General features: G+C 43.8%; 19 protein-coding genes. 8 read left to right on the forward strand and 11 right to left on the reverse strand.

The features are described from left to right. Positions 1 to 24: 24 nt before the first annotated feature. The 9 genes from rrp42 to QXL29_02670 all read right to left on the reverse strand — a co-directional run bounded on the left by rrp42 (position 25) and on the right by QXL29_02670 (position 7,962). Positions 25 to 927 (reverse strand): exosome complex protein Rrp42, encoded by a 903-nt coding sequence (gene rrp42 / locus QXL29_02630; GenBank protein ID MEM2283489.1) that lies wholly within the window; start codon positions 925 to 927, stop codon positions 25 to 27. A gap of 1 nt (position 928) precedes the next feature. Beyond that, positions 929 to 1,654 (reverse strand): exosome complex exonuclease Rrp41, encoded by a 726-nt coding sequence (rrp41, locus tag QXL29_02635; protein ID MEM2283490.1) that lies wholly within the window; start codon positions 1,652 to 1,654, stop codon positions 929 to 931. Continuing rightward, complete coding sequence (rrp4, locus tag QXL29_02640; GenBank protein ID MEM2283491.1) at positions 1,635 to 2,378, reverse strand: exosome complex RNA-binding protein Rrp4; 744 nt, start codon at positions 2,376 to 2,378, stop codon at positions 1,635 to 1,637. The genes rrp41 and rrp4 overlap by 20 nt, the downstream gene beginning before the upstream one ends. Next, on the reverse strand, positions 2,379 to 3,074 hold the full coding sequence (locus QXL29_02645; GenBank protein ID MEM2283492.1) for a ribosome assembly factor SBDS: 696 nt from the start codon (positions 3,072 to 3,074) through the stop codon (positions 2,379 to 2,381). Continuing rightward, on the reverse strand, positions 3,071 to 3,802 hold the full coding sequence (psmA, locus tag QXL29_02650; GenBank protein ID MEM2283493.1) for an archaeal proteasome endopeptidase complex subunit alpha: 732 nt from the start codon (positions 3,800 to 3,802) through the stop codon (positions 3,071 to 3,073). The genes QXL29_02645 and psmA overlap by 4 nt, the downstream gene beginning before the upstream one ends. Before the next feature lie 382 nt (positions 3,803 to 4,184). Then, positions 4,185 to 5,186: a DUF1152 domain-containing protein gene (locus tag QXL29_02655; GenBank protein ID MEM2283494.1), complete on the reverse strand. Its 1,002-nt coding sequence runs from the start codon at positions 5,184 to 5,186 to the stop codon at positions 4,185 to 4,187. A 191-nt stretch (positions 5,187 to 5,377) separates the two neighbouring features. Next, entirely contained in the window at positions 5,378 to 7,204 is a 1,827-nt protein-coding gene (locus tag QXL29_02660; protein ID MEM2283495.1) for a carbon starvation protein A, read from the reverse strand. An 11-nt stretch (positions 7,205 to 7,215) separates the two neighbouring features. Then, on the reverse strand, positions 7,216 to 7,461 hold the full coding sequence (locus QXL29_02665) for a hypothetical protein (protein ID MEM2283496.1): 246 nt from the start codon (positions 7,459 to 7,461) through the stop codon (positions 7,216 to 7,218). 177 nt (positions 7,462 to 7,638) lie between these two features. After that, on the reverse strand, positions 7,639 to 7,962 hold the full coding sequence (locus QXL29_02670; GenBank protein ID MEM2283497.1) for a hypothetical protein: 324 nt from the start codon (positions 7,960 to 7,962) through the stop codon (positions 7,639 to 7,641). Between the two features lie 317 nt (positions 7,963 to 8,279). Here QXL29_02670 and rpiA point away from each other — a divergent pair, with 317 nt between their 5' ends. Next, positions 8,280 to 8,966 (forward strand): ribose 5-phosphate isomerase A, encoded by a 687-nt coding sequence (gene rpiA, locus QXL29_02675; protein ID MEM2283498.1) that lies wholly within the window; start codon positions 8,280 to 8,282, stop codon positions 8,964 to 8,966. A gap of 147 nt (positions 8,967 to 9,113) precedes the next feature. On the opposite strand, the gene QXL29_02680 is transcribed toward rpiA, so the two are convergent. Further along, positions 9,114 to 10,109: an FAD-dependent oxidoreductase gene (locus tag QXL29_02680; protein MEM2283499.1), complete on the reverse strand. Its 996-nt coding sequence runs from the start codon at positions 10,107 to 10,109 to the stop codon at positions 9,114 to 9,116. Between the two features lie 77 nt (positions 10,110 to 10,186). On the opposite strand from QXL29_02680, the gene QXL29_02685 reads away from it, so the two are divergent. From QXL29_02685 to QXL29_02715, 7 genes are all read left to right on the forward strand, one after another. Beyond that, positions 10,187 to 10,876, forward strand: a complete 690-nt coding sequence (locus QXL29_02685) for a hypothetical protein (GenBank protein MEM2283500.1) — start codon at positions 10,187 to 10,189, stop codon at positions 10,874 to 10,876. Positions 10,877 to 10,942: 66 nt separating this feature from the next. Further along, positions 10,943 to 12,046, forward strand: coding sequence for a DegT/DnrJ/EryC1/StrS aminotransferase family protein (locus QXL29_02690; protein MEM2283501.1), 1,104 nt, complete (start codon positions 10,943 to 10,945; stop codon positions 12,044 to 12,046). Between the two features lie 49 nt (positions 12,047 to 12,095). After that, positions 12,096 to 12,761, forward strand: coding sequence for a metal-dependent transcriptional regulator (locus QXL29_02695; GenBank protein ID MEM2283502.1), 666 nt, complete (start codon positions 12,096 to 12,098; stop codon positions 12,759 to 12,761). After that, the gene (locus QXL29_02700) at positions 12,754 to 12,999 is read left to right on the forward strand and encodes a FeoA family protein (GenBank protein MEM2283503.1); all 246 of its coding nucleotides are present in this window, start codon (positions 12,754 to 12,756) and stop codon (positions 12,997 to 12,999) included. The genes QXL29_02695 and QXL29_02700 overlap by 8 nt, the downstream gene beginning before the upstream one ends. A gap of 104 nt (positions 13,000 to 13,103) precedes the next feature. Continuing rightward, on the forward strand, positions 13,104 to 14,267 hold the full coding sequence (locus QXL29_02705) for an alanine--glyoxylate aminotransferase family protein (GenBank protein MEM2283504.1): 1,164 nt from the start codon (positions 13,104 to 13,106) through the stop codon (positions 14,265 to 14,267). Further along, positions 14,264 to 15,190, forward strand: coding sequence for a hydroxyacid dehydrogenase (locus tag QXL29_02710; protein MEM2283505.1), 927 nt, complete (start codon positions 14,264 to 14,266; stop codon positions 15,188 to 15,190). Before QXL29_02705 ends, QXL29_02710 begins: the two co-directional genes overlap by 4 nt. A 29-nt stretch (positions 15,191 to 15,219) precedes the next feature. Next, positions 15,220 to 15,981, forward strand: a complete 762-nt coding sequence (locus QXL29_02715; GenBank protein ID MEM2283506.1) for a DUF5603 domain-containing protein — start codon at positions 15,220 to 15,222, stop codon at positions 15,979 to 15,981. Here the strand turns inward: QXL29_02715 and htpX are convergent. Beyond that, a complete protein-coding gene (gene htpX / locus QXL29_02720) occupies positions 15,956 to 16,966 on the reverse strand; it encodes a zinc metalloprotease HtpX (protein ID MEM2283507.1) in 1,011 nt (336 codons plus the stop codon). The two genes, QXL29_02715 and htpX, sit on opposite strands and share 26 nt — an antisense overlap. Between the last annotated feature and the right edge of the window lie 810 nt (positions 16,967 to 17,776).

The following is a 17,776-nucleotide window of genomic DNA, read 5'->3' on the forward strand; positions in this document are numbered from 1 at the left end:
CCTCACACAAACTATTTGAAGATTTTAAGCGTTACTCTTATTCTCAGGAGATTCTCTCTTCTCCTCCTCAGCAGGAGAGGAGCTTGCTACTTCAAGTACCTTAAGAGACTCAGCAACTTTCGTCATCAACTCATTACCTTTCCTTAAAGCCAACTCAGTAGCTTTCTCAACTTCCTGCAGTGTTAAGTATCCGTCGCCAGACTTCTGCAATCCAGCTATAGAGCCGTCCTCACCGACTCCCACAACTAGCTTAGCAGTTACTACCTTCTCCTCTTCTATCGTTGGATCAACTATTAGTGAATCACCTAACTTCCCCACAGTTACTGTAAGTGCTTTCTTAATTACAGGTAATAGACCAGCGTAAGATGACTTATCTACTTGTATCAACTCATTTTCTGTGACTGTATATCTAGGAACTTTAGTCGTTAGTAAAGCTGCTAGAGTAGCTATTGCTGAAGCGTCTATTAGATTTCCTCCATGATCTAGCACGTAAATGTCTATCCAGACAACCCAGACCTTCCTCCCAGGCACTACAACCAGCTTGCTAGTGTCTATGACACCGTACTCTCTTAAAACTCTGTCAATCACTCTAGCTAACTCGATAGCGTTCTCGTCAGGAGGTCCCGGCTCAAAAGCTGGTGATGCCGTAGGAACAAACTCGGCTGAAACTACTAAAACACCCTCTTCTGGGGCGTCAGCATATGGCGAGCCAAGCTCTAACTTCACCCCAACTAATACTTGCGTGTCACCGAGCTTCACTAACGCGGAACCGTCGGCTTTAGGCAAGTAGTCAGTAATTATCTTTAACTCTCTAAAGTCTTCTAGACCTCTCCCGTCAGCTCTCACACCCTTCTTCACAAGTGTTGAGAGAGTCTCTGCCTTAAGTCTAGGTATTATTGAGTCTGATGATGTAGGAGTTACAGACATCTTACTCCACCCTAACTAAATACTTATTACGTAAAGTCTCTTTCTGGAGCCTATACACCTCGTTAATGCCCTTAAGCGCTAGGTTTAAGGCCTGATTAAACTCTTTAGGCGTTAAAACACCATTTAGCTGGAGTAATGTGATCATATTGAGTGAGGGCGCCATAGCTACCGGCATGTCGGCCTCACCATAATTATCTTCAACTTGGTCTATATCTAGAACTAAATACCCGCTGACTTTACCTACAGCTACTGCCGCTACTAGGTCTCTCATTGGTATGCCGGCATCCGCTAGAGCTAATGAAGCTGCGTTGAGAGCTGCTGTCCGAGTTCCCCCGTCAGCACTAATGACTTCTATGAAAATATCTATTGATGTTCTAGGAAACGCCTCACTCATTACTACAGGCTCTAAAGCTTCTCTAATCACTTTAGAAATCTCTATCTCTCTCCTCGAGGGTGCTGGGTTTTTCCTCTCGTCAGTAGAGAATGGCGCCATATGATACCTGCACCTGAGTACAGCTCGGTGCGGCAATACCATGTAGCGTTGAGGCGGTTCTCTAGGACCGTATACTGCTGCTATGACTCTAGTCTTGCCAAACTCTACGTACGCTGAGCCGCTCGCGTTGCTCAGAATACCGACTTCCATCTTAGTAGGTCTCAACTCGTCTAACTTCCTCCCATCGTGACGTTTTCCGTCTTCATCTACTAACCTAGGTTTCTCTCCTCTCATTTTTCACCAAACCTCTCTTAACTTTCTCTACTAGAATAAATTCCTTCACACGGTCTGTTAACCCAGATATGTGTGCTTCTACCTCAATTTTCCTGATCGCTCTGACTACTATGTCTTCATATTGCTTATCCTCGCAGAGGACAATCACCCTGCCGTTGTTGCCGATAATTAGTTTACAGTTAGTTTCTGATTCAATTAATGACTGCATCGAGCCCTTCTTACCTATGAGTCTCGGAACCTTAACAGGGTTTATCTCTACTAAAGCACCATCAACAACTTTACCAAACTCCTTACCCTTAGTAGAGATTACTGGATTTCTAGTTCTGTCAAAGACTTCTACCTTGCCCACTACTACATCGCCTACGTCTAAGAAGTCTTTTAGATTTTCTTTAGAAGGATTGACTGCTCGCCCGAGATAGTCAACCGCGTATAGGGTTCCTGGGAATGGCGCTCTTATATCTAATTCCCAGTTAGTAAGTCCTACATCACTCACTATCCCAATCACTACGTCACCTACTTTAGGGTAGTAAGAGCCCTTAAGCGGTATTACCTTAAGACTCTTTTCTTGAGTATTGAGTTCGAGTAAGCCGACCACGGAGGAATAGTAGGAACTCCCTACTCTGTAAGCAGTAGTTGGTGTTGAGATTCTGTAATCTCCTTCAGCCAATTTATCTCCAGGCGCTACCAAAACTCTCTCTACTTTCTGCTCAACTTGAGTGCTCACTTAGATCACCTTAACACTCAGCTCCACATCACCTTTAGTTATCCTATTTACAGAATCTATCACATCATTCTGCATCCCAGCAGGTATCTCTATCTCCATATAGAGTGAGCCGTCATTTAACCACTTCTCGTTTTTGACGTCGCCTAGTTTTCTTAACTCGCTATATGCTCTCCCAGCAGTTGCGGGAGGTACTTTAATAGTTATTAGCGCCTTAGCTACCTTTATTGGGAGGACTTTAACTAATTCTTTGATTATCTTAGATGCTTGCTCTTCTACGGTCTTGTAGAGGTCTATTGAGACCCTGGCTTCCTCCATGGCTTTCTCTATGCGCTGAGGAGGGATAGGAACCTTAGTCTTAGGGTCTATCACGGACTTACTAATGTAATTTATTATCAGCCTCTTCTTCTGCTCTAGCAGTTTTCTCCTCTGTTCAGTAGTTAGTTGTAGTTCTCCCTTCTTTATTATTATGTCAGCGACAATTCTCACGTCTGTCGTGCCGAAGTTTTTCTGAAGTTCTTGTGGAGACGCTTTATCTCCTTTCTTAACGTCCTTATATATTATGTCTCCTACCAAGACCTCATTCACGTCTTTTAAATTTCCTTCTCTATACTTGAGGGCCTTGTCTGGATCTACTAATATCTCAAACCTAGAACCACTCTTTTCTAGCCTGGCTATCACGTACTCCCTACTACTCACCTGTTAACACCTGTCTTATGTATGAAGTCAGCAGTCTCTTCATAGGTAAGTTTCCTGAATATACCCTCTTCTAAAGTTACTATGCCTACCTCAATTAAGTCTGGAGAGAGGCCTTCCTCGGTAGAGGCTCTGAGAGCTTTTAAGGCTAACTCGATAGCGCCTTCCTTATCCACTTTCTTATCATAGTTTTTCTCTAGATACTCCATAGCAGGCTGTTCCCCAGACCCAACAGCTAGAGCTAAGTAAGCAAAGTAATACCCATTTATCTCAGTCTTAAAAACGTGAATGCCTTTCTTATCCCTGCCCACGAAAATTAACGAGACACCGAAGGGTCTGACGCCAGCGTGTTGTGTGTAGAGCTGCTTTACATCACAAACAGCCTTAACCACATACTCTACGTCAGCGGGCTCGTCATACACGAACCTGTAGTTGAGTGCTTCTCTCCTAGCATAGTCTATTAAGATCCTGCCGTCAGCAGCTAAACCAGCGAAAGAAGCCCCCATATGAGAGTCAACTAGAAATATCTTATTTATTGAGTTCATGTCTATAAGTGTTGATATCCTCCTCTTCTCAGCTACTAAAACACCGACTTCGTCTGTCTTGAGAGCTACAGTAGTCCAACCCTTCCTGACGTTCTCGGCAGCATACTCAACCTGGTATAGCTTACCGTCAGGTGAGAACACCGTTATAGCTCTATCGTAACCGAGAGCTGGTGGACCGAAAGCCATTTCCTAACCCTCTAACTCTTAATCGCGTGAAGTAATATAAACCTTCGACTTAACTAGCAATGACAAGTCTTCTCAGGAAGTACTTCCGAGTCTTACCTAAAAATAATAACCTCGTCCTTGAATCAAGTGTTGATTATATGTCTCGCCACGCATGAGAAGAGAACCGAAGAGAAAACATTGAGAAAGTAGCGATACAAGAAGCTAAATACTTGACCAAATATGAGAAACTCTATAAGAAGATCTAGTCTGTTGCTTGAGCCTCAAGTGAGTTGAAATGGTGGGGGGACGGGTCTACTGAGGGCGATATGAGCCCCGCGGGCTAACCTGGCTACCCCACCCCGCTACTCTGTCCCCCTACTCATTATTAGTAATTACGAGGTTTTTAAGTATTAGGTGGTCTCTTGACGAGAGACCTGACTACCCCCCATTCAGGACTTACTTCAGGACCCGCGCCGTATATCTTTGACGCCACGACCTCAAGGTCTAGTTCTGTCGGTATGTTTAGCCTCTTAGATATACTCCACGCCTCAGCTAGCGAGTCGGTATCCGATATTGCTTGAGCTAACTTGTTTATCTTCATGACGCTCTCACTCTTGAGGAGGAATGTGATGAGGGTTAAGGCGTTTACGTCTATAGTCCTACTACCCCCTCTTATCTTTTTGCTCCCCAAACAACCTTTAAGTGCTAGGTAAGGCGCCCTACTAGCTTCTGTCTTAACACGATCCATCAAGTCTTCGTAGAAGCTCGCGTGATGTTCCCAAAAACCTATAATGCCAACATATCCTCCTATACTAATCACTTCATTTATCTTTTGCAATACTATGTCTTGAGAGAGCTCACCGTCAGCGCCTAACGCGGTCACACCAACAATCCCCCCGACCTTAGCCGTAGCTGCTAGGGTTATGGAGTCTGTTAGAGGAGACCACAAATTGTCTTCCCAGCCCTCAGCAAGAATATCGCCACCGACGTCTAAGTCAATTAAGACGCTCTCCCCATCTCTCATTAATTCCTTGAAGCACTCGTAAACTCCGCTAACGCCTCTCTCAAGAGTCACTGCAGGAACTTCCCTCTTGAGTTTCTCGGCTACGTAGGCTGTGTGAGGCTTGAAAAAATACTTACCGCGCCCTACGTATGTGTCCTCACTAACCCAAACACATTTACTTAACCTAGCATTTTTAATACTGGCTACAGGCACGGGTCCGGGATAAGGGTCTACAACCCACCTCTCCCATAAAACCCCTAACGGAGAACATTCTTGAACACCTACAACCTCCTCGAGAATCTTACAGAAGACGAAGGCAGATATTACGTCCCCTCCACCACCAGCCCCAACAACCACCACGTTCTTGGCCTCACGCAACTTAGTAACGTAGTTATTGTTCAATTAGCATCCCCGACTGATATATACCAATGCTAAAAACTTTTCTTAATCGATATGAATACCTCGTTACTAATCCACTTCCTGTAGTATTAATGCCTAGGATAATCTTGATAAAACTAGTAGCAGTCTAAGAGAACTAGGAGAAAAGAGAAAGAATAGTGGTTAAGGCTTAAAGTCTTGTATGCAAAAACGCGTTATGATCTAGCTCTCCTGAGGCCGCTTACGAAGAGTCCTATCAGCAGGAAGTCGAGCACTACTGATACAGCTACTATAGTTCCTGCACCGGCTTGATAGAGTGGTGGTAAGTCCGGTACTACAGCGTAAAGCCACCATATGAGGCCTGCCGTAACGGTTATCCAGAGGAAGAGTGCTGGAATCATTATTAGTAGTGAAGTACGTCCTCTAACTTTCTGTATCGCGTACGCCCACAAAGCTACGGTAAGCAGAGCTAGAGCTGCTAGTAGCTGGTTAGTTCCTGCGAAAGCAGGCCAGATGACTGAATATGCGTAAACCTTCCTGTCCAGCTCCGGCACGTATATTTGCGGGTAGGCCATAATAGCTCCAAGCACTACAGGTATGATGGAAGCTACCCACCTATTAGTTAAAACAGCGTAAGCGGCTCTGCTCCTCGGTTGCAACCAGTCAAAAAATTCTCTCCAGGCGAACCTAGCTAGCCTGTTAGACGTGTCTAGCGTCGTCATGACGAAGGAGGCAAGAGCCCACGCAGCAAACGTCCTAAACGTTGTGTAGACAGATATGAAAACTCCTGAACCAAATATTCTTGACCAAGCTACTGCTTGCTCAAGACCATAACCTGTGTAGAATCTCTCCGCGGCTCCCAAGCCTATTATTTCAGGCGTTTTAGTGATGTTAATTCCGGCCTTGAGTAGCGCGTCAGCTACGGGGAGTCCCGTGTTAGCTGCTAGAGTCGCAAAACTCCAGGCAAGTGCCGCCGGCGTAATTACGGCGAGGGAAGAAACAGCTCCCTCAGTAAGCATGCCACCATAACCTACGAGGAGCGCGTCAAGCTCGTTCGCTAACTGCTTTGAAGTAGTTCCTGACCCTACTACTGAGTGGAACCCCGATAACGCGCCGCACGCAATCACTAACGGCACAGTTGGCCAGAAGTAAGCTATGTCCTTGCCGGCAGCTACTCCTACAGCTCCTATTACTAATCCCTTAGCTACGAAACTCGTGAATATAGGGCCGGTAAATAGGAGGTCAGGTATTATTAACGCTCCTATTATTGCTAACGCTACGAAAGTCCAGAGCAGGTAAGCATTTATGTAGTCTCTGGGCTGTAGCAAGTACCATACTGGTAGTGCCGCCGCAATTATAGAGTAGAGTGAGAGCACGACTATCCACGACTCGTATGGCAAGTGTGTCGGGACACTTAATGAGTAGAAGAAAGCTACTATTAGTAGTACTACAGCTATTAGAGTTCCTACCTTAACGCTAACGCCGGTCCTGTATACTAGAAGCCCAAATAGGAGTGCTATAGGCATAAAGATTACTGTTATTGTTGCCGCGGTGGGAACACTCACGAAAGTGGATGAGGCTACGCTTAAGAAAGCTGCTAAGACTAACACGAGTGCAAACCAGACATACGCTAGGAATATATACTTAGCTTTCTTTCCCATTACGTTCTCCCCTATAGTCATGACAGACACTCCACCATGTCTGACGCTAGCCATAATCGATAAGTAGTCGTGTACCGCGCCAATGAATATGTTGCCGAAGAGCACCCATATCAGCGGTAGCCCCCATCCCCACACCATAGCCGTTGCAGGGCCTATGATAGGTCCTGCCCCAGCTATTGAGGCGAAGTGATGTCCGTAGAGTACGTATTTGTTAGCTGGCACGTAATCAATCCCGTCAAACTTCTCGTAAGCCGGGGTTATTCTGTCTGGGCTTGCTCTCGCAACCTTCTTCTCGAGTAGTCTCTTCCCGTAGAAGACGTAGGCTAAACCATACACAACCAGAACGGTAAGCAATATGAGTATTACTGGCACAGCATCCATAACAAACACCCCTAACTCAACTTCCTACCTGTCTTAGCCTCAACTAATTTCTTGAGGTTTGTAGGTACTTCACCGAGCCATAGCGCAGGACCTAAGATAATCAGCAGAAAACCTGTAGAGATCAGTACAGCATCAGGAGCTACCTCACCCTTAACTCCTATGCTTCCCTCTGTTAAGCCTATGTAGAGTATTTCGTAGGCAAATATTATGAGGCTTAGAAAAGTCATCACCAAGCCTAGAGCCTCCTTAGCTTTCACTAAAGAGACACCTCACTTAAATATTAAGGAGGAGAGGTTTATAAGTTTTCTTCATAATCTCACTACTCTTCATGAAAAATTAAGAATGACTAACTTAAGATTGTTGTTTAATTTTTTAAGTTCTCAAAAAGCTTAGACTTGACGCGAGCTTAATCTACGATAGGATGCTGTCTTTACCTAACTTAACAGATTCATACGGATTAAGACTCTCCTGGTCTGGCTGACGAGCCATTTATCACTATGTGTAGATTTCCCTGTGAGTATTAACTCGCTGACAATCTTCCTTTGTTTTTCGTCAAGCATCATCATTCCTAGCATAAATATTTTTTCCTCAGTTGTTAAAGGGGCTCCTAATTCTCCGGGCAACTTAACTAAAGCCTTCCCTAAATCACTTAAGTCCCACGTGTCATTACCTACCCTCACTACTAGAGGATTCCAAGTAAGTAGCACTATCTTGATCCAAGCACCACGTACTCTGAGCTTAGGATACTTCTCACGCAACTTAATACCTATTTCCTTTCGTGTTTTAGGACCTTCTGCGAGAATTCTAGCTACATCTCTACACCTAATATCGAATAGAGCCGTGAGGATCCCTCTGCATTCTCTACTACAGAGTTTTTAAATTTTTTGTGACCAGAAGCCAAGTCCTTCCGCATGAGGAGGAATTCATAACTATAGGAACTGAAGAGCATCAGTGCGGATTACTCACATCACTTCTCAGAGATCGAGGACCTCATCATTTTCTAGCTAAGTGTTTTTAGCCATCACGTCATATTAATCCTTAGAATCGTAATTAATATATGTTTGGGGGTTAAGACTTGGAAGAAATACGGGCTCGCTTGGCAGCAGTTGCTGAAGCTATTAAGTTTCTTCAGGGACGGGAGTTAATAGGCTTAGGAACTGGTAGTACTACAGAGCTCTTTATTAAAAAAGCTCATGAGAGGGGATTGCTGAAGGGTAAGTCTTTAGTAGCTACCTCAGCAAAAACAGCGATGTTTTTAGCTGAGCTAGGTTATAGAGACATAAACCCTTTAGCAGTTGAGGAGCTAGACCTTTACGTAGACTCAGCTGATGAAGTTGACTTAGAGGGCAGGATGTTGAAGGGTGGTGGAGCAGCTCTAACTATGGAGAAGCTATTAGCTAAGCACTCTGAATTAAGAGTTTTTATAGTTGATGAGTTTAAAGTAGTTGAGAAGCTAGGTTCAAGACACCCTATACCTGTTGAGGTGCTACCTAACGCGTTAAGAATGATCTTAAGAGACCTGAGGAAGCTCGGCGCTCAAGCCTCACCAAGAGAATGTAACGGCAAAAAAGGCCCTATAGCTAGTGACGTTGGGGGCATTATAATTGATGTAATTCCGCCCGCAAATATAGAGCTAGAAGAGTTTGCTAAAACATTAAAAAGTCTTACAGGAGTTATAGAAACAGGCTTCTTCCTAAATGAGGCAGACATAATCATTATCGGCTTCAGAGACGGAAACATAAAATACCTGAGAAGAACCTAAATCGGTTTATCTGACTCCCTCAGCACGTAATGGTGGGTGTGGAAAGCCTCTACTCACTATTGATTGAACTCTCGGCTGATATTCGGCAGGTGTGAGCTCGTGCCGTGTCTCAAGAGCCTGCGGAGACTTCAGAACGGGAAACGATCACTAATATCCTCGCTCTCCTTTCTCAAGCCCAATTTTAGTTAAGTACTCGTACGCTGATAGGGCTGCTAAAGCGCCTTCAGCTGTTGCAGTGACTACTTGATCAAACTTCTTTTTATAATGTCCGCCCGTGCAGTCACCGGCAGCAAATATGCCCTCAATGTTTGTTTTTTGTCCTGGTTCTATTATCACGTAACCGTGCTCGTCTAGTTTAAGACCTATTTTATTGAAGAAGTCTTTAGGTGGTTCTGACCCTATCTCTACTAACACACCATCTACTCTTATCTTCCTGATTTCGTGAGTAACTAAGTTTTCTACTTCTACCCACTCAACTGATTTGTCTCCTCCTATACTCCTGACTACAGAGTTTAGCACTAGCTCTATTTTTGGGTGGTTGGTGACTGACTTAACGTACACGTCGTACGCTCTAAAAGAATCTCTCCTGTGTATGAGGTAGACTTTACTTGCGTATGAAGTCATTAGTAGAGCTGACTGGAGGGCTGAGTTACCACCACCTACTACAGCAACTATTTTTTCTTTGAATAGTGGGGCGTCGCAAGCAGCACAGTATGTAACGCCTTTGCCAGCGAGTTCTGCCTCGCCTGGAACACCTAGCTTTCTTCTCTTACTACCTACAGCTAGGATTACCGCCTTGGTAGTGAAGACTGCTCCAGACTTAGTTAAGATTTTGAATGTATTATTTTCTCTCACAATATCTACTACCAAGTCTTTATATATTGGTACTTCATACTTTCTCACGTGATCTACGAATCTTTTAGCTAGTTCTGGACCAAGAATGTCTTGCACTCCTATATAGTCATCAACTACGCCTGCCTCGTTTAAGGTCCCTCCTATGTCTTCACCGACGCAGGCGGTTTTGAGTCCTAGTCTCTTACAGTAGAGAGCTGCCGTGAGTCCTGCAGGACCCGCCCCAACGACTAAGACGTCTAGAGTCTCTGTCTCTCGCGGCTTCTTAGGCATTCCTAGCCTAAAGCTCATCTTAATCTCCAGCGTTAAATATGGTAGTAAGGATTATATAAGTTAGAGTGAGTACGGTGTGGGGTTGACGTAAGTTCATGAGGTATCGCAAGCTACTCCATGACTTGTCAAGTAATTACATAGAAGTTCTCGAATGCAGAGATCTTAGTGTGAGTCTTAATAGACCTGACGTCAAGCAAGAATTAACTAATATAACTAGACTACTAAGAACTTCTGAAGAATTCAGGAAAGACTTGGCTCACTATACTCAAACATACAAGGACTTCCTGAAGAGCTATCTTAAGGCACCCTATAGCAAGACAGGATATTCTCCCGAGAATCTGGCTAGGACATTCCTTAGAAACCCCTTCGCTAGAGTGAGAAACGATCTTGAAGGGATTAGGTACATAACAGAGTTGAAGACATTCATACCAACGCTCGTAGTAGATAGGGATAAAGTAGGTCTCCCTTTAATACTTCGTAAAGCCTTTAAACACGAAGTAATTCCAGGTTTTAAATCACTCTTAGAACTCTCAGGTTATGAGTTAGTCTTGGCAGACAGCGCTAACAGACCTGTCTACGTACTCTTCTCGAAGAGAAATAAACTCTACACGGTAAGCAAAAACACTAGAAGAGCACTCATGCTATCCTTCGGAATACCCGGACTCCCCAGATACTTCATCAGGCAGTCAACCAGTATTTTCAGAAAGTTAATAACTACATGCTATCCTCAAAGTACTTGTGACTACCTAGACGTGAAGACTGCAATAAAAACTCCCCTAATCTGAGTTAGGGATTTCAGCAAGCTAAGACTTTATTTATAGTTACGAAACTTTAAAGTGGTGTCTTTAGTGATGATTAAGGTTAACGCACCCTACATAACAGATGAAGAAGTGCAGGAAGTTATTAAGGTTTTGAGGAGTGGTAACTTAGCTGCTGGAGAGTATGTTCGCCTTTTTGAAGATTCTTTCGCTAAGTACTTGAGGGTAAGACACGTTCTCACGGTGAGTAACGGTACAGTAGCTCTCTACTTAGCTCTTAAAGCTTTAGGCATCGGCTCCGGTGATGAGGTTGCAGTACCTGACTTCACATTCTTTGCGACCGCGTCATCGGTCGTGCTAGCTGGAGGTAAGGTGATTCCAGTAGATATTGACTTAGAGACTTACAACATAGACCCTGACGACTTAAAAAAGAGGCTCACAGAGAAAACTAAGGCCGTCATACTAGTACATCTCTATGGTCAACCAGCTGATGTAGACTCAGTGAGAGATGTTCTGGATGGCAAGAATATCTTCTTGATTGAGGACTGTGCACAATCACACGGAGCTGAGTACAAGGGGTTCAAGACAGGGTCTTTAGGCACTGTATCAGCTTTCAGCTTCTACGCTACTAAGAACCTGACTATGGGTGAAGGAGGTGCTGTAGCAACTAACGAAGACAGCATAGCTGAGTATGTCAAGCTTCAGAGAAATCACGGACAAGTAGAGAAATACCTTCACTCAGTGATCGGGTGGAACTTCAGGATAACAGACCTTCAAGCAGCTCTAGGGTATATCCAACTAGCTAAACTAGATATGATGAATGAGAGGAGACGTGCTATAGCCAAGATATACAGCGATGAACTCTCAAGACTTGAGATGCTGAGGCTTCCTACAGAAAAGCCTTACGCTAAACACGTTTATCATCAGTACACGGTATGGGTCCACGGCAGTAGTGTTAGAGATAAGTTGAGTGAGTTCCTCAGGAATAGAGGAGTGCAGACAGCGGTTCACTACCCTCATCCCATACATATGCAGCCAGCTCTGAGAGAGTATCTGATCATGAATAAGAAGCTGTATAACTCTGTAGAAGCGTCTAAGCACGTCCTCTCACTCCCGATGCATCCGGGCTTGAGTGACGACGATGTCTTGATGATTATCAAATATATTAAGGAATTCTTTAGAGATCTTAAAACTTAGAGAAGTCTAAATTTTATTTCCTCTAACACAATTATTTTGGTGTCAGAGGGTGAGGACAAAAGACTTGAGCGAGTCTGTAGAAGACTACATACTCACGGTGTACCGTCTAGAAGTGCTTTATGGGAAGGCTAAGACTTCTCAGATTGCTAGAGAATTAGGACTGAAAGAAGGTACTGTAAGTAAAGTTTTGAAGAAATTACGAGAAAGCGAGTTTGTAGTTCTGAATAGGTATAGAGGGGTTAAGTTAAGTGAGTTAGGCAGGAAAGTAGCTGAGAAGATATTGAGGAAGCATGCAGTTATAGAAGTATTCCTCACTGACTTCCTAGGTTTTGATAAGCTTAAAGCGCACTACCTCGCGCACAAGATGGAACACTTACCTGATGAAGTTGTTGAAGCAATATACCTCAAATTAGGTAAGCCAAGTCTACGCTACTTCATATCATTCGTGAGAGAATTAAGTATAGACGATTACAACCAAGTAATACCACTTACTAAAACTGCCGCAAACAAGTGTTACGAGATAACACACTTATACGTCGAATTAAGCACTGTCTTAGATAAGCTTTCTAAATCTAATTGTGGGTACCCTTGCGTGATACGTGTTAAGGGTCTGGGTTCTAAGGGGGTTTCAGTAAGCACTCCTAATACTGAGATAGTGTTTACCTATCAAGAGGGAGAGACTATATACGTTAAGGAGGTGTCTTGTAGTGAGTGAGTCCGTATCTCTTCTTTCTGGGGTGCCAGAAGGCTGTAGAGTGCGCGTGCGTAGAGTATGTGCGGGTAGGGGTCTCTCAACAAGACTTTATCAGATGGGGATAGTGCCTGGCGAGGAAGTGCTAGTTAAACATAATAACAGAGGCTTCATCATCTTAGAAGTTAAGGGAGCCGAAATAAGTCTCAGTAAGGGTGTAGCTTCAAAAATAGAAATTGAGTACTTACCTAACTGCCTTTAAATATTACGTTCGCTTCCAGTGAATGAAGTCTTCTGTTTTTGACTTGTTCAGTAGAAACAATAATTATTAACTTAATATATGAAAATAATTTATTGGTGTATGCTTTGAATCAAGAAAGACTAAACCGTAAGGTGATTGACGAGGTCCAGAAGATTGTCTGGCCAAGACCTCTCAAGCTTTTTACCGCAGGTCCTGTCGCATGCTTTCCAGAAGTTCTTGAGGTCATGAAACTTCAGATGTTTAGTCACAGGTCTAAAGAGTATAGGGAGCTACACAAAGATACTGTTGAGAGGTTAGCTAAGTTTGTTGAGGCTGATGAAGGCGTTGTTATCTTGTTCCCTAGTAGTGGTACTGGAGTAATGGAAGCTAGTGTGAGAAATTTTGTTTCGTTAGGTGGCAGTGTTCTCACTACAATAATAGGTGAGTTTGGTTCTAGGTATAGAGAAGTAGTCGAGAGTAATGGTAGGAGGGCTATTACTTTAGAGAAGGATGCTGGTGAGCCCGTCTTCCCGGAAGAGCTGGATGAAGCTTTAAGAAAACACCCTGAAGTAGAGGCTGTGACCATAACGTATAATGAGACTAGCACAGGTGTCTTGAACCCGCTTAAGGAATTAGCTGAAGTCGCTAAGAAACATGGTAAGCTAGTCTTCGTAGACGCTGTCTCAGCTATGGGGGCTGCTGAGATAAAGTTTGACGCATGGGATCTCGACGTGGTGTTCACGAGTAGTCAGAAAGCTTTCGGCGTTCCTCCAGGTCTTGCTATCGGGATATTCAGTAAGGAAGCCTTAAAGAAGGCTGAGACTATACCTAATAGAGGTTGGTACTTCGACGTACTGAAGTATCTGCACTACCAGGAGAAAGAGTGGTCAACTCCTTCAACGCCGCCAATACCTCAGATAATAGGACTCAACGTCATGTTGAGAGTAGTTGATGAGATGGGCGGTAAGAGTGTCTGGCTCTCCATGTATTCTGAGAGAGCTAAGATGGTTAGAGAAGGGGTTAAGGGGCTGGGTCTAGAGCTCTTTGCTAGGAGGGGTTATGAGTCGCCGACCATAACCTCCGTCAAGTCTCCTGAAGGTATTGACGGCTACGAGGTTTACAGCAGGGTTCGCGAAAGGGGTTATGAGATAGCAGCTGGTTACGGGAAATTTAAGAAGACTTCTTTCAGGATAGGTCACATGGGCTACATGCCTAGAGAATACATAGAAGAGGTACTAGACGTGATCAAAGAAGTGTTGGTAGAGCTCGGGTGGGTGAGTAGAAAATGAAGGCACTAATTGCTGCTCCAATCCATAAAGACGCTGTAAAATTGCTTGAGGACGCTGGTATTCAAGTAGTGTATAGAGAGTATCCCTCAGAAAAAGAGCTTAGTGAGTTAGTGACAGACATAGACATCTTATTAGTCAGGAGTAAGCCATTAGTTACTGCTGAAGTAATAAGTAAAGCTGAGAAGCTAAAGATAATAGCGAGGGCAGGCGTAGGACTAGACAACATTGACGTTAAAGTAGCTGAAGCCAAGGGCATTAAAGTAATCAATACTCCTGAGGCACCAACGAGGAGCGTGGCTGAACTAGCTATAGGTTTGATGCTTGCCGTAGCTAGGAAGATAGCATACTCTGATAGAAAGATGCGTGAGGGTAGGTGGGTTAAGAAAGAAGCTGAGGGGGTAGAACTCAAGGGTAAAACGCTAGGCATAATCGGTTTCGGAAGGATAGGTAGAGAGGTTGCCGCAATAGCTTCTAAGGGTCTGGGCATGAAGATACTATATTACGACGTTTATAGAGCAAGTCCTGAGGTAGAGAAGGAGCTGGGCGCCACGTATGTGGACTTAGAGACCCTAGTCAGAGAATCTGATGTTGTTAGTGTTCATGTTCCTCTTACTTCTGAGACTAGGGGTTTGGTTAGTGAGGGTTTGTTGAAGTTGATGAAGAAGAACGCAATACTAATAAATACTTCTAGAGGAGCCGTAGTAGACACTAAAGCACTAATAAAAGCATTAAATGAAGGATGGATAGCAGGAGCAGGACTAGACGTATACGAAGAAGAACCACTACCACCAAACCACCCACTAACACAACTTGACAACGTTGTTTTAACGCCACACATAGGCGCCTCAACAGAAGAAGCTCAAGAAAGGGCCGGTATAGACGCTGTTAAGAAAATTCTGGAGTTAATCAAGGAACTCAAGTAAGTTAACGACAGTAGCAAGGTGGTTATTTATTGTCATCAGTAGAGAAAGTCCGCGTGAAGATACCTAAATATGATATACCTGCTGTCAGGCTAAAGTACGTGTTGCTTGACGCGGACATTCTATTGCCTCATGAAGAGATAGTCACAGAAAGATTAAGTGATATAATTAGGAATATAGAAGAACATGACGCTCTTGACATGCCCATAATAGTAGCGCCTATACCAGGCAGTAGCAAGTATCTCATAGTAGACGGGCATCACAGGTGGGCAGCCCTCATAAAGTTAGGGTGTAGGAAAATACCTTCAGTAATTGTAGATTATTTTGATCCTAAAATTAAAGTCTTTACTTGGTACCCTGCTTTTTCCGGAGAACCTGAGTTGCTTCTCAGCAGATTGCGTGAGTTAATGCTAGATATTAAGAAGTGTGATTTGAGTGTTGACTTAGTCACTGATGAAGACTTAATTAACAAGGCCTTCTTAATATTTGATAAGAGTGGCGGGTGCGTGTCTATAGAGGGGGATGTCGAAGTTCAGAGGCGTGTACTGAGGGTACTTGATGAACTCACTGTAAAGGATTTAATAAGACTTACTTGGTATGGCCTGCTTTCAGACGCTTCAGAAGATCTACGCAAAAGTGAAATAGATTGCGTGCTAGTGAGGAGAGCTTTCAGCAAGTCTGAGATAATGGAGTACGTTAGTAAAGGCGGTATATACCCGCCTAAGACTACTAGACATTTACTCCCCTTCACTCCTATTAAAGACTATATTAAACTCGAAGTAATGTGTACTTAGTTTTAGTAGTTTCTTGTTCTAGTCTGTCAATGAATCTTAGCCTCTTTGCTGGGTCTGGGTGAGTCGAGAATATCTCTAGAGGAGATATCTTTTTCTGGGATTTGATCCACTCAACTACTTCGTCAATGTCGTAAGTTCTTATAGATCCTATGCCTAATTCAGGGTCTGATATAAGTAGTGCCTTAAGTTTAGTGGCGCTACTAATGTCTCTGGCCCTGGACCTGCTTACGGCTCCTGACATTACGAGGATCCTTGCGAGAGCTCTCTGGAGGTTTCTGCCGCCTTCAGACAACGTGAGTACTGAGTTGGAGTCAGCGTAGTATTCTCTGAGTCTGCTTATATAGAGGACTATCAGGTTACTCAGGAAAGATATGATTATTAGAACCATTCCTACCAAGAAAGCAAGCACTGGCGTTGACCTACTATCTCTACTACGTCCCGAGCTGAAAAAGCCTGAATACATGAGTATCCTGCCAAGCCAGTAAATCAGAGCTGGCAAGATACTTATAATCATCATTACTTCTACATCCCTGTGTTTTATGTGTCCTATCTCGTGAGCTACTACGGCCTCTACTTCTTCACGAGGTAGGTTCTCTATAAGTCCTCGTGTAACAGCCACTTTATATCCGCTCAAGAAATTACCGTACGCGAAAGCGTTAGGTATTCCCAAGTAAGATATCATAGCTTTAGGGACTTTCTTAAGCCCTGAAGCTTTAGCAACCCTCTCAACCATTTCGGCAACCCATAAGTCTCCCGTACTACTGACTGGCTTAACCTTATAGAGTGCTTCTATGATCCAAGGACTGATTAACCACTGGATGAAGTGAATACCTACGACGAATATCAGAATAAACGTCAGTAGAGTTACTGCGTCCACGCCGTAAAAGAATAAACTCAGTATAGCTGATATTATCAGTGTTGTTACGCCTATTACTAACGCTATGGACCCAAGCATCGAGAGCTTCAACTTAATTAAAGACGCCACGCTGACTTCACCCCACATATACTATACTTAATTCGATTTTTAAGTTCTCTAAGATAAGCAACCTTCTTTTCCTATCATTTGTTCCGGAATCGGAAAACCCTAACACAAATACACAAATCTATTGCGATGATGTCTACGCTTGAGTATTGTCTCTGTTCGTGAGCCGAAAAATTAAGAGCAAAGATGGATTTGTCCAGACCTAGCGTTAATTGGTCAGGAGAGGTTAGGAAATTCATAGAGGAAAATTAGTAGGCCTCATTAGCGTCGACTCGCCCTCTTAGATAGAGGCCTTCACGCTTCTCGGTATCTAGGGTTCGCAACTGTTTTAGTGTGTTGGGTTTATAAGGGTTTTGTAGGATTTTTCATGATGATGAGAAATACTTCAAGCCACCTAAGGATGGAACTAGATGTGAGTCCCGTGCCGTTAGGCTTGAAGGGTTTCCATGACCCCCGCGTGGAGTGGCTAGTAGCCACAGTGAACCGCGGGCAAGAGGCACAACCCGTCCTAGAAAAACCTACAGAAACCTAGGGCGAGTTAGAATCGCTATCCTAGATGATTTTGGCGGCATCTGAAAGATCGTGTTCCTTAAACCGTTGCTTCTAGGGTTGTGTGGGTCTCTTTAAATTGAGTGTGTTCTTATCTTATGTTGGTGTATGATGTGGTTGTGGTGGGTCCTGCGCTGGTGGTCAAGCATGTAGAGACTTCTGAGTTATTGAGGCGAGCCTACGAGTTTCTCGAGCAAGATGAGGAGGTTCAAGCACTTATAAAGATGTCTAACGTTATGGCGGTGAGTAGGCTTAGGTATAATG

Source organism: Zestosphaera sp. (assembly GCA_038843015.1).
Classification (GTDB): domain Archaea; phylum Thermoproteota; class Thermoprotei_A; order Sulfolobales; family NBVN01; genus Zestomicrobium.

Excerpts from the sequence above, each read along its gene's own strand:
- rrp42 (MEM2283489.1), bottom strand. The coding sequence starts at position 927 with ATGTCTGTAACTCCTACATCATCAGACTCAATAATACCTAGACTTAAG.
- rrp41 (MEM2283490.1), bottom strand. The coding sequence starts at position 1,654 with ATGAGAGGAGAGAAACCTAGGTTAGTAGATGAAGACGGAAAACGTCAC.
- psmA (MEM2283493.1), bottom strand. The coding sequence starts at position 3,802 with ATGGCTTTCGGTCCACCAGCTCTCGGTTACGATAGAGCTATAACGGTG.
- QXL29_02660 (MEM2283495.1), bottom strand. The coding sequence starts at position 7,204 with ATGGATGCTGTGCCAGTAATACTCATATTGCTTACCGTTCTGGTTGTG.
- QXL29_02680 (MEM2283499.1), bottom strand. The coding sequence starts at position 10,109 with ATGAGCTTTAGGCTAGGAATGCCTAAGAAGCCGCGAGAGACAGAGACT.
- QXL29_02685 (MEM2283500.1), top strand. The coding sequence starts at position 10,187 with ATGAGGTATCGCAAGCTACTCCATGACTTGTCAAGTAATTACATAGAA.
- QXL29_02690 (MEM2283501.1), top strand. The coding sequence starts at position 10,943 with ATGATTAAGGTTAACGCACCCTACATAACAGATGAAGAAGTGCAGGAA.
- QXL29_02710 (MEM2283505.1), top strand. The coding sequence starts at position 14,264 with ATGAAGGCACTAATTGCTGCTCCAATCCATAAAGACGCTGTAAAATTG.